The sequence below is a fragment of the Methylobacterium terrae genome (genome assembly GCF_003173755.1).
Taxonomy (GTDB): Bacteria; Pseudomonadota; Alphaproteobacteria; order Rhizobiales; family Beijerinckiaceae; genus Methylobacterium; species Methylobacterium terrae.
Map to the genome: position 1 here is coordinate 2,520,253 of NZ_CP029553.1, position 11,709 is coordinate 2,531,961.

The window sequence follows — 11,709 nt, forward strand, 5'->3', positions numbered from 1 at the left end:
ACAGAATGCCGACGGGAGAGGCGGGCGGCCGCGGGCCGAAGGGGCGCGAGCCCGCGCGGGAACTCGCGCCGCGGGCGGTGGCGGGCCTGAGCGAGGCGGCCGAGATCGCACTCACCTTCGACGACAACCGCCTGGCGAGCCTGGTCTTCGGCCAGTACGACCAGAACGTGGCCCATCTCGAGCGGCGGCTCGGCGTGGTGGCGACCGCCCTCGGCAACCACGTCGTCGTCAAGGGACCGCCCGATTCGACCGAGCGGGCGCGCCGGGTGCTGGAGCTGCTCTACGCCCGCGTCCGCGACGGGGGAGGGACGCCCCTCACCCTCGGCGACGTCGACGGGGTGATCCAGGAATCCTCGCTCCAGGGCAACCTGTTCTCGCCGGCGGAAGCGCCGGCCGACGGCGAGCGGACGTCCTTCGACCAGATCGCCACCCGGCGCCGCGGCGCCGTGCGGGCCCGCAACGCCGCGCAGGACGCCTACATCCGGGCTTTGCGCGCCCACGAGCTGGTCTTCGCGGAAGGACCGGCCGGCACCGGCAAGACCTGGCTCGCGGTCGGCTACGCCGTCTCGCTCCTCGAGCAGGGCCATGCCGAGCGGCTGATCCTGTCGCGCCCGGCGGTCGAGGCCGGCGAGCGCCTCGGCTTCCTGCCCGGCGACATGCGCGAGAAGGTCGATCCCTATCTCCGGCCGATCTACGACGCGCTCTACGACTTCATGGAGGCGCGCCACGTCGATCGGGGCCTCCAGACCGGCATGATCGAGATCGCGCCGCTCGCCTTCATGCGCGGGCGCACGCTCACCAACGCGGTGGTGCTCCTCGACGAGGCGCAGAACACCACCTCGATGCAGATGAAGATGTTCCTGACCCGGCTCGGCGAGAATTCGCGGATGATCGTCACCGGCGATCCGAGCCAGATCGACCTGCCGCCGGGCCAGAAGTCGGGCCTCGTCGAGGCGGTGCGGATCCTCGACGGCGTCGAGGGCGTCGGGCGGGTCACCTTCCGGGACGTCGACGTGGTGCGCCACGACCTCGTGCGCCGGATCGTCACGGCCTACGAGACCGATGCCCGGGAGAACCCGGACCCGGTTCAGCGCCCGACCCCGCCGCGCCGGGGGCCGCTGCCGTGAGCGAGCAGGACGACGAGCAGGGCTACGAGAACGAGATCGACGTCGCGATCGAGGATCCGCGCTGGGAGGGCACCGCGCCGGACCTCGAGGCCTTCGTCGCTGAGGCGGTCGAGGCGGCCCTCGCCACCATGCCGCCCGGCGGACCGATCGAGATCAGCATCATGCTCACCGACGATCCCGCGGTGCAGGAGCTGAACCGTACCTGGCGGGGCAAGGACAAGCCCACCAACGTGCTGTCGTTTCCCAACGAGCAGCCGCATGGCGGGGGCCCGCGCCTCCTCGGCGACGTGGTTCTTGCGTATGACACACTCCTGCGCGAGAGTGGCGAGCAGTCCAAGCCCCTCGACCACCATCTCGCCCATCTCGTGGTTCATGGCACGCTGCACCTCCTCGGTCACGACCACGAGCTCGGCGATGCCGAGGCCGACGCCATGGAGGCGTTGGAAGTCGCGGCCCTGCGGCGCCTCGGCGTGCCGGACCCGTACGGCGACCCGGCCGAGTGAGCCAAGGACGCCCTCACCCCAGACGCGAGAGACATGAGCAACGATCGAAGTCGCAGCGCCGCCGCGACCGCGCAGGCGATCCCGGAGGACGACAGTCCGGGGCGCGAACCCTGGTATGATCGCCTCCTCAACATCTTCCACCTGAAAGCCCGCGACGCCCAGCGCGACGGCCTCTCGGACGCCCTCGCCGAGATGCAGAACGGCGACCACGCCGTCTCCGCGGTCGAGCAGGCGATGCTCAAGAACGTGCTGAGCCTCCACCGGGTGCGGGTCGACGACGTGATGATCCCCCGGGCCGACGTGGTGGCGGTCTCGATCGACACCGCGCTCGGCAACCTGCTCAAGGTCTTTCGCTCGGCCGGCCATTCCCGCCTGCCGGTCTACGGCGAGAGCCTCGACGACCCCCGCGGCATGGTCCACATCCGCGACTTCGTCGACTACATGGCGAGCCGCGCCGAGGCCGGCGGCGACCGCCTGCCCGACCTCGCCGAGGTCGACCTCACCGAGACGTTGGCCTCCACCCGCATCCTGCGGCCGGTGCTGTTCGTGCCGCCCTCGATGCCGGCGATCGACCTGCTCGCGCGCATGCAGGCCAGCCGCACCCACATGGCCCTCGTCATCGACGAGTACGGCGGCACCGACGGGCTGATCTCGATCGAGGACCTGATCGAGGTCGTGGTCGGCGACATCGAGGACGAGCACGACGTGGCGGAAGGCCACCGCGTCCTCAAGGTCGACGGCGAGAGCGAGATCTTCGTCGCCGACGCCCGCGCCAGCCTCGACGACGTCGCCGAGGCGACCGGGGTCGATCTCGCGGCCGCGGTGGGGGAGGCGGCCGAGGAGGTCGATACCCTCGGTGGCCTGATCGTCACCATCGCCGGCCGGGTCCCGGCCCGGGGCGAGGTCATCGCCGTGCCCGGCGACTTCGAGGTCGAGGTGCTGGACGCCGATCCGCGCCGGATCAAGCGCCTGCGCATGCATCGCGGCCTCGCCCGGCTCGAGGGGCCGGAGACGCCGCTGGCCCTGCCGCCGCCGGAATCCGAGGCCGGCCTGCGGACCGATTCCGCCGCCTGACGCGATGTCCGGAAGGCGCCTTCCGGACATCGCATCGCAAGCCCGCGCGGTGGAGCCGGAGGCTCCGCCCGCCTGAGCGAAGCGGATATCCGCATCGCGACCGTATCCGATCGGATCGCCCGATGCGGTCAGGCGGACATCGTACGACCTCCTTCGCGGCGCCGGGACCGGCGCCGCCCCCGCGAGCCCGCCCCATGCACGATATCGACACCGACGGGGCGGCGCGCGTCGCCCCGGCAGCGCCCTTCGGCCTCGCGCCGCTCGCCCACCGCGTCGCCCTGACCGCCGGCTGGACCCGCCTCGCCCTCGCCTGGCTCGCCGGGGCCTGCGGGGCGCTGGCGATGCCGCCCTTCGGGCTCCTGCCCGCCCTCTGCGTCGCCCTGGTGCCGGCGGTCTGGCTGCTCGACGGGGCCGCCACCGCCTCCTCGCGCCTCGGCCGGCGCGCCGGCACCGCGCTCGCCGCCGGCCTGATCGGCTGGGCCTGGGGCTTCGGCTATCTCACCGCCGGCCTGTGGTGGCTCGGCGCCGCCTTTCTGGTCGAGGCCGACCAGTTCGCCTGGCTGATGCCGCTCGGCGTGCTCGGCCTGCCAGCCGTGCTCGGGCTGTTCTACGGCGCGGGCTTCGCGGCCGCCCGCCTCGTCTGGTCCCCGGGTCCGGGCCGCATCCCCGCCCTGGCCTTCGGGGTCGGCGCCGCCGAGTGGCTGCGCGGCCACCTGTTCACGGGGTTTCCCTGGAACGTCCTCGGGATGGCGCTCGGCCAGAACCTCTGGCTGATGCAGGCCGCATCCGTCGTCGGCCTCTACGGCCTGACGGTGCTGGCGGTGCTGGCCTGCGCGGCGCCCGCCACCCTGGCGGATGCGGGCGGGCCGGCGCGGCGCCTCGGGCCGTCCCTCGCGGCCCTCTTGGTCCTCGCCGGACTGGGAATCGGCGGCGCCCTGCGCGTGCCGGCCGGCCCGGTGCCGGAGGTGCCCGGGGTGCGCCTGCGCCTCGTCCAGGCCAACATCCCGCAGGATGCCCGCTTCAACCCGCGCAACCGCGAGGGCATCCTCGAGCGCTACCTCGGCCTCAGCGACAGCGCCACCGCGCCGGACCGGCAGGGCCTGCGCGACGTCACCCACCTGATCTGGCCGGAATCCTCGTTCCCGTTCCTGATCCAGCGCGATCCCCAGGCCCTGCGGCGGATCGGCTCCGCCCTGCCGCCCGGCACCCTGCTGGTCACCGGCGCCGCCCGGGCCGACGAGCCCCTGCCGGGCGAGCGCCTGCACTTCTACAACTCCATCCTGATGATCGGCCAGGACGGCTTCACCGGGGGGCGCTACGACAAGCTCCACCTCGTGCCGTTCGGCGAGTACCTGCCGGAGCCGATCGACAGCCTCCTGCGGACGCTCGGGCTCAAGCAGTTCGTGGCGGTGCCGGGGGGCTTCACGCCGGGCGAGGCGCGGGAACGGCCCTCGCTGTCGGTGCCGGGCCTGCCGCCGGTGGCGCCCTCGATCTGCTACGAGGCGATCTTCCCCGGCGCCGTCGCGTCGCGGCACGCGCATCCGGGCCTGCTCCTCAACGTCACCAACGACGGCTGGTTCGGCGACACGCCCGGCCCGCGCCAGCATTTCGCCCAGGCGCGCCTCCGTGCCGTTGAGGAAGGTATTCCTCTCGTGCGGGCGGCCAACACCGGCATCAGTGCGGTCGTGGATCCTTACGGAAGGGTGACCGGGATGTTGTCGGTCGGGGTGGAGGGCGTGCTCGATCGCAATCTGCCGAGAAACCTTAGGGAAACCACCGCTTACGTACGATTCGGTGATGTTCTTTTCATCATCATGCTTCTAGGGTGCGGGCTTACGGCCCTCGGTGCGCGCTTGCGGCGCGCACCTTCCCCGCCCCGCGGAGCGTCAGTGTGAAGAAGGCACCCGATCCGGTCGTCATGTCGGGCATCGCGTGCGCGTCCGGCGGCTTCTCGTCGGAGTCAGCCAGGAGAAGCTGGGCGACGCCCTCGGCGTGACCTTCCAGCAGATCCAGAAATACGAGAAGGGCACCAACCGGATCAGCGCCAGCCGTCTTCGCCAGATCGCCGACATGCTGAACGTCCCGGTGAGCTTCTTCTACGAGGGAGCGCCGCGCCAGGACGGCGGACGGGACGAGGATCCGGCGGCCGAGCCGACCTCCGACGCCCACGACGTGTTCTGGACCAGCCAGGACCTGCAGCTGGTGCGTGCCTTCCAGCGCATCGGCGACGGCCAGGTGCGCCGGCGCATCGTCAGCCTGGTCGAGGCGATCGGCACCGATCCCGCGGTGCCCGAAGGCAAGTAGCCCGCGGCGGCCGATGGCCCCGGGATGCGGGGTTGCGCAGGTTTCGCTGCTCACTCATCCGCCCAGGCGCTATGACGCCTCCCGAACGCGCGAGAACGCGCGGTGGAGTCGCGCCCGGGCGCGACGGGGAGGACGAGCGGGTGCGGACCATCGAACGGGAGCCGGGCGCCGAGGCCGTGCGGCCGGGCAGCGCGCCGGCCGGTCTTCCACCGGTCCTGATCGGCCTCGGGCTGATGCTGGTCGCCTTCAATCTCCGGCCCGCCCTGTCGAGCGTCGGCCCGCTCCTGCCCGGCATCCGGGCGGAGACCGGGCTCTCCGGGGCGCTGGCGGGCGCCCTCGTCACCCTGCCGGTCCTCTGCCTCGGTGTGTTCGGCCGCCTCGCGCCGCTGCTGGTGCGGCGCATCGGGCCGGATGCCGGGGTGCTGGCGGGCCTCCTGGTGCTCGCCCTCGGGCTCGCCCTGCGCGGCCTCGGCGGCCTGCCCCTGCTGTTCCTCGGCTCGGTGGTCGCCGCCGCGGCGATCGGGATCGTCGGGGTGATCCTGCCCGGCATCGTCAAGCGCGACTTCCCCGACCGGGCCGGGCTGATGACCGGCCTCTATACGGCGCTCCTGTGCCTCGGCGCCGCGGCGGGGGCCGGTTTCACCGTGCCGGTCCGCCAGGCGCTCGGCCTCGGCTGGGAGGGCGCCCTGATGCTGTGGGCGGCGCCCGCCCTCGTCGCGGCCGCCGCCTGGCTGCCCTTCGTCCGCAGCCGGCCGCTGCCCTCCGGGCCCGGCGCCCGGCCGAGCGGGGCCCTGTGGCGCGACCCCCTGGCCTGGCAGGTCACCGCCTTCATGGGCCTGCAATCCTCGCTCGCCTACATCGTGTTCGGCTGGCTTCCCGCCGCCCTCGTCGATCGCGGCTTCGACATCGTGACCGCCGGCCTCGTCGCCTCGGTCTCGGCGCTGGCGCAGGGCGTGCTGGCGCTGGTGGTGCCGACGCTCGCGGCGCGCCGCCCGGACCAGCGGCCCTGGGTGGTGCTGGTCGTCAGCCTGCCGCTCGTCGGCTTCGCCGGGCTGCTGGTCGGACCGCTGGCGCTCGCCTGGGGCTTCGCGCTGCTGCTGGGCTTGGGGCTGGGCGGCTGCTTCGGCCTCGCCCTGACGCTGATCGTCCTGCGGGCCGGCGACCCCCGCGCCGCCGCCGAGCTCTCCGCCATGGCGCAGGGCGTCGGCTATTGCGGGGCGGCGCTCGGGCCGTTCCTGGTCGGCATCGTCCACGAGGCGAGCGGCGGCTGGGGCCTGCCGGCGGCGCTCTACGTCGCCCTGTGCCTGGCGGCGGGGAGCTTCGGCCTGCTGGCGGCACGGAATCGGACCGTCAGGATCTGAGCCGGCCGGAGACGAACCGCTCGCGACATCCACGACACATTATACCGCAGCGCCTTGGAACGGATCCGTGCCAAGGCGCTGGCCAGGCCCGAACGGGCATCGGCGCTCATGCGCCGGACGCCTCGGCATCGCGGGTCGATGCCGAGGCGCGGGGGTATTGGGTCATTCCGGGGCTCGCTGCGGGCGGGAACCCGGAACGACGTCCGGAGGGCGGCAGGACCGTCGAGAGATCACCCCGGTCGAGGGCAGGGCAGCCGCTCAGGCCCCCTCCGCCTCCCCGTCGATCTCGCCTTCCGCCTCGCCCTCGCCCTCGATGTGCTCGACCGACACGACCTTCTCGGTCTTGTCGGTGTTGAACACCGTGACGCCCTGCGAGGCGCGGCCGACGACGCGGATGTCGTCCACCGGCACGCGGATCAGCTTGCCGGCATCGGTCACCAGCATGATCTGGTCGCTGGTCTCGACCGGGAACGAGGCGACGAGGGTGCCGTTGCGGGCATTGACCTCCATCGCCTTGATGCCCTTGCCGCCGCGGCCGGAGATCCGGTACTCGAAGGACGAGGTGCGCTTGCCGAAGCCGCGCTCCGACAGGGTGAGGACGAACTGCTCGGCCGCCCCCATGGCGATGTAGCGATCCTGTTCCAGGTCGATCGAGGCCGCATTCTCCTCGGCCTCGGGCTCGGGTGCGGCCGGCAGCTCGATCGCCTCGCCGGTGGCGCGGCGGTCGGCATTGGCGCGCTTGAGGTAGGCCTGGCGCTCCTCGGGCGAGGCCTCGAAGTGGCGCAGGATCGTCATCGAGATGATGCGATCGCCCTTGCCCAGGTTGATGCCGCGCACGCCGGTCGAGTCGCGGCCCTTGAACACCCGCACGTCGGTCACGGGGAAGCGGATGCACTGGCCCGCGCCCGTGGTCAGCAGCACGTCGTCGGCCTCGGTGCAGATCTCGACGTGGACGATGTGGTCGCCCTCGTCGAGCTTCATGGCGATCTTGCCGTTGCGGTTGACCTGCACGAAGTCCGACAGCTTGTTGCGCCGCACGTTGCCGGAGGCGGTCGCGAACATCACGTCGAGGGTCTCCCAGGACGCCTCGTCCTCGGGCAGCGGCATGATGGTGGTGATGCGCTCCTTGCCCTGGTCGAGGGGCAGGATGTTGACGAGCGCCTTGCCCCGCGCGTTCGGCGCCGCGAGCGGCAGCCGCCACACCTTCTCCTTGTAGGCCTGGCCCTGCGAGGAGAAGAACAGCACCGGGGTGTGGGTGTTGGCCACGAACAGCCGGGTGACGAAATCCTCGTCGCGCATCGACATGCCGGCCCGGCCCTTGCCGCCGCGGCGCTGGGCCCGGTAGGTCGAGAGCGGCACCCGCTTGATGTAGCCGGCGTGCGACACGGTCACGACCATGTCCTCGCGCTGGATCAGGTCCTCGTCCTCGACGCTCGAATCCCAGTCGAGGATCTCGGTCTTGCGCGGCGTCGCGTACTCGGCCCGGACCTCCGCCAGCTCGTGCTTGACGATGCCCATGATGCGGGCGCGCGAGCGCAGGATGTCGAGGTAGTCGGCGATCTCGTCGGCGAGCCGCTTCAGCTCGTCGCCGATCTCGTCGCGGCCGAGCGCGGTGAGGCGCTGCAGCCGCAGGTCGAGGATGGCGCGGGCCTGGGTCTCGGACAGGCGGTAGGTGCCGTCCTCGCGCAGGCGGTGGCGCGGATCGTCGACGAGGGCGATCAGCGGCGCGATGTCCTCGGCCGGCCAGTCGCGGGCCATCAGGGCCTCGCGGGCCGAGTTCGGGTCCGGCGAGGTGCGGATCAGCCGGATCACCTCGTCGATGTTGGCGACCGCGATGGCGAGACCGCACAACACGTGGGCGCGCTCGCGCGCCTTGTTCAGCAGGAACTTGGTGCGACGCGACACGACCTCCTCGCGGAAGTCGATGAAGGCCTGGATCAAGTCCTTGAGGTTGAGGAGCTCGGGCCGGCCGCCGTTGAGCGCCACCATGTTGCAGCCGAAGCTCGTCTGCAGGGGCGTGTAGCGGTAGAGCTGGTTGAGCACCACGTCGGCGACCGCGTCGCGCTTCAGCTCGACCACGATGCGCATGCCGTCGCGGTCGGATTCGTCGCGAAGGTCGGCGATGCCCTCGACGCGCTTCTCGCGCACCAGATCGGCGATCTTCTCGACGAGCGACGCCTTGTTCACCTGATACGGGATCTGGGTGAAGATCAGCGCCTCGCGCTCCTTGCGCAGTTCCTCGACGTGCGACTTCGCCCGCATGATGACCGAGCCGCGGCCGGTCATGTAGGCCGAGCGGGTGCCCGAGCGCCCGAGGATCGAGCCGCCGGTCGGGAAGTCCGGGCCCGGGATGATGTCGTTCAGGCCCTCGATGGTGATGGCCGGATCGTCGATGAGCGCGATGCAGCCGTCGATCACCTCGCCGAGGTTGTGCGGCGGGATGTTGGTCGCCATGCCGACCGCGATGCCGCCGGCGCCGTTGACGAGGAGGTTGGGGAAGCGGGCGGGCAGGACCGCCGGCTCGTCCTTCGACTCGTCGTAGTTCGGGTTGAAGTCGACCGTGTCCTTGTCGATGTCCTCGAGGAGGGCCATCGAGGGCTTGGCGAGGCGCGATTCGGTGTAGCGCATCGCCGCCGGCGGATCGCCGTCGACCGAACCGAAGTTGCCCTGGCCGTCGACCAGCATCAGCCGCATGGCGAAGTCTTGCGCCATGCGCACGAGGGCGTCGTAGATCGACTGGTCGCCGTGCGGGTGATACTGACCCATCACGTCGCCGACGATGCGCGCCGACTTCACGTACTTGCGGTCCGGCAGGTAGCCGTTCTCGTACATGGAGTACAGGATGCGGCGGTGCACGGGCTTGAGGCCGTCGCGCGCGTCCGGCAGGGCCCGGCTGACGATGACGCTCATCGCGTAGGCCAGGTAGGACTGGCGCATCTCGTCGGTGATCGAGACGGGCTTGATGTCGGTCGCGGGCGGGGGGGCGCCGGTCGGGTCGTTCTCTGCCAAGGTCTGTCTCTCGTCGCGGCCCGCGCGGGCTCACACACTCGTGGGCCGGCTTAGCCGATTTCGCCGCAGGACACCAGCATCAAGGGCGGAAGGCGAAGCAAATCAGCATCTTAGATGGGTGTTCCGGGGATGTTCCACAAGCCCGGCGGGACCCTGTGGACGAGTGTCCCGCGAAGTCGTTAGAGATTGGCAAAGGATGCGGGCCTCGCGACCGAGCGACCGCTCCGGGAGGCCGCCCGCGATGGACGTCGTCATTGACCACAACCCGGCCTGCGGCACGGCGCGCAGCGTGCTGGCAATGATCCGCGAGGCCGGCATCGGGCCCCGGGTCGTCGAGTCCCTGAAGACCCCGCCGACGCTGGCGCAGCCGGGGCGCCGGCTCGACCAGGTTGGCCTCGCCGACGCGTCCCTCCCCGGCGACCGGCTCCTCGCCGCGCTCGCCGCCTGCCCGGTCCGCCTCGATCGGCCGCTGGTCGCGAGCCCGCGCGGCGTGCGCCTGTGCCGTCCGGCCGAGCGGATGCCCGACCTGTCGCCGTCCCAGGGGAGCGAACCGGCCCGATGATCCCGCAACCGGGCCGCTGGCCGGTCATCTCGGCCCTCGGCATCGTGCAGATCCTCGCCTGGGGCTGCAGCTACTACCTGCTGACGGTGCTCGGGCCGTCGATCGCGGCGGAGACCGGCTGGCCGCTGCCGTGGATCTTCGGCAGCCTCACCGCCGGGATGCTGGCGGCGGGAGCGGTCGCGCCGACGGCCGGCCGGATGATCGGGCGCCACGGCGGCCGGCCGGTGCTGGCGGTGTCGGGCCTGCTCCTCGCGCTGGGCCTCGTCGGGCTGGCGCTGGCGCCGAACCTGCCGGTCTTCGTCGTCGCCTGGCTGGTGATCGGGGCCGGGATGGGCTCGGGGCTCTACGACGCCGCCTTCGCGACGCTGGGCCGGCTCTACGGCGCCGATGCCCGCCCGGCGATCACCTCCCTGACCCTGTGGGGCGGGTTCTCCAGCACCCTGTGCTGGCCGCTCTCGGCTTTCCTGCTCGCGCATCTCGGCTGGCGCGGCACCTGCCTGACCTACGCGGCCCTGCAGCTCGGCCTGTGCCTGCCGCTGGTGCTCCGGTTCGTCCCGCGGGCCGCTCCGCGCCCGGTCGCCGCGGGGGCCCCGCGGCCCGACGCCGCGTCGCTCGATCCCGGCGAGCGCCCGACCTTCCTGGTGCTGGCCGCCCTGGTGACCTGCACCGGCATCGCGACCTCGATCTTCTCGGTCCACTTGCTGACGCTGCTGCAGGATCGCGGCCTGTCGCTCGCGGCCGCGGTCTCGCTCGGCACCCTGGTCGGCCCGTCGCAGGTCGGGGCGCGGCTCCTCGAGGTCGCCAACCGCAGCCGGCACCACCCGATCTGGACGCTCACCGTCGCGGTGGTGCTGATGGCCCTGGGCCTCGTCCTCCTGTGGAGCGGGCTCCAGGCGCCCGGCCTGGTGCTGGTGATCTACGGGGCCGGCAACGGGCTCTACTCGATCGGCCGCGGTACCCTGCCGCTCGCCCTGTTCGGGCCCGAGCGCTACGCGGCGCTCCTCGGCCGGCTGGCCAAGCCCAGCCTCGCCGCGCAGGCCGTCGCCCCGTCAGCCGGCGCCTACCTCATCGCCCATGGCGGCGCCGATGCGGCGCTCCTGGCGCTGGCGATCCTCGGGGTGATCGACGTCGCCCTCGTCGCCCTGCTGTGGCGGGTCCGGCGCCGCGCCGCGGTGCCGGTTCCCGCACGCCACGACGAAAAACCCCTCCCGCAGGGCGGGAGGGGCTGACGCGGGCCGGGCGCCAGGGCGCCCGACGAACGATCAGTGGGTGGTGACGTTCTCCGCCGCCGCGGCGGCGCGACGCCGGCGCGGGACCGGTTTCGCCGCGGCCTCGGCCACCTCGGCCACGGTCTTGGCCGCGGCGCTCTTCGTCGCCGGCTTGCGGGCCGCCGGCTTGCGCACCGGCTTCGCGCGGATCTCCTCCGCGGCGGCCGGCGCCTCGATCGAGGCCTGCTTGACCAAGGGCTGCTCGACCAAGGCCTGCTCGGCCAGCTCCTTCTCGGCCAGATGCCAGTAATGCGCGTCGCGGCCCGTGGCGCGGCCGTCCCGCTCCCAGAGGGCGTAGGCCCGCTCGCGGATGCTGGTCTCGACGTGGTCCATTCCGACCTCCTCGTGGTTCATGTGAGCGGACCATCGCGGTTCGTGGTTAAGGAAGCCCTAACTGGCTCGGGGCCGGGCGGCCCGCGGCCGGAGAAGGGCGGCCTCTCCCGCCGGGCCGGCGCGCGGCGCGACCCGGACGGACGGGAAAGACGAGGGGCGGCGGGCCGG

10 protein-coding genes are annotated in these 11,709 nt (G+C 72.4%); 8 read left to right on the forward strand and 2 right to left on the reverse strand.

Translation table 11 applies throughout. The features are described 5' to 3' along the window. Positions 1 to 5: 5 nt before the first annotated feature. The 6 genes from DK419_RS11330 (at position 6) to DK419_RS11355 (ending at position 6,369) form a co-directional block, all read left to right on the forward strand. Positions 6 to 1,127, forward strand: coding sequence for a PhoH family protein (locus DK419_RS11330; protein WP_109959165.1), 1,122 nt, complete (start codon positions 6 to 8; stop codon positions 1,125 to 1,127). After that, on the forward strand, positions 1,124 to 1,630 hold the full coding sequence (gene ybeY / locus DK419_RS11335) for an rRNA maturation RNase YbeY (protein WP_109959166.1): 507 nt from the start codon (positions 1,124 to 1,126) through the stop codon (positions 1,628 to 1,630). The genes DK419_RS11330 and ybeY overlap by 4 nt, the downstream gene beginning before the upstream one ends. Positions 1,631 to 1,663: 33 nt before the next feature. Then, complete coding sequence (locus DK419_RS11340; protein WP_109959167.1) at positions 1,664 to 2,704, forward strand: hemolysin family protein; 1,041 nt, start codon at positions 1,664 to 1,666, stop codon at positions 2,702 to 2,704. Between the two features lie 194 nt (positions 2,705 to 2,898). Beyond that, positions 2,899 to 4,599 (forward strand): apolipoprotein N-acyltransferase, encoded by a 1,701-nt coding sequence (gene lnt / locus DK419_RS11345; protein WP_109959168.1) that lies wholly within the window; start codon positions 2,899 to 2,901, stop codon positions 4,597 to 4,599. A gap of 37 nt (positions 4,600 to 4,636) precedes the next feature. Next, a complete protein-coding gene (locus DK419_RS11350; RefSeq protein WP_109959169.1) occupies positions 4,637 to 5,008 on the forward strand; it encodes a helix-turn-helix domain-containing protein in 372 nt (123 codons plus the stop codon). A 140-nt stretch (positions 5,009 to 5,148) separates the two neighbouring features. Next, the gene (locus DK419_RS11355; protein WP_245442913.1) at positions 5,149 to 6,369 is read left to right on the forward strand and encodes an MFS transporter; all 1,221 of its coding nucleotides are present in this window, start codon (positions 5,149 to 5,151) and stop codon (positions 6,367 to 6,369) included. Positions 6,370 to 6,627: 258 nt separating this feature from the next. On the opposite strand, the gene gyrA is transcribed toward DK419_RS11355, so the two are convergent. After that, complete coding sequence (gyrA, locus tag DK419_RS11360) at positions 6,628 to 9,378, reverse strand: DNA gyrase subunit A (RefSeq protein WP_109959171.1); 2,751 nt, start codon at positions 9,376 to 9,378, stop codon at positions 6,628 to 6,630. Between the two features lie 241 nt (positions 9,379 to 9,619). Here gyrA and DK419_RS11365 point away from each other — a divergent pair, with 241 nt between their 5' ends. Together DK419_RS11365 and DK419_RS11370 are read left to right on the forward strand one after the other, a co-directional pair. Further along, positions 9,620 to 9,940: an ArsC/Spx/MgsR family protein gene (locus tag DK419_RS11365; RefSeq protein ID WP_109959172.1), complete on the forward strand. Its 321-nt coding sequence runs from the start codon at positions 9,620 to 9,622 to the stop codon at positions 9,938 to 9,940. Next, positions 9,937 to 11,169, forward strand: a complete 1,233-nt coding sequence (locus tag DK419_RS11370; protein WP_109959173.1) for an MFS transporter — start codon at positions 9,937 to 9,939, stop codon at positions 11,167 to 11,169. Before DK419_RS11365 ends, DK419_RS11370 begins: the two co-directional genes overlap by 4 nt. Positions 11,170 to 11,202: 33 nt before the next feature. Here DK419_RS11370 and DK419_RS11375 read toward each other — a convergent pair whose 3' ends face one another. After that, positions 11,203 to 11,541 (reverse strand): DUF2934 domain-containing protein, encoded by a 339-nt coding sequence (locus DK419_RS11375; RefSeq protein ID WP_109962252.1) that lies wholly within the window; start codon positions 11,539 to 11,541, stop codon positions 11,203 to 11,205. Positions 11,542 to 11,709: the final 168 nt, after the last annotated feature.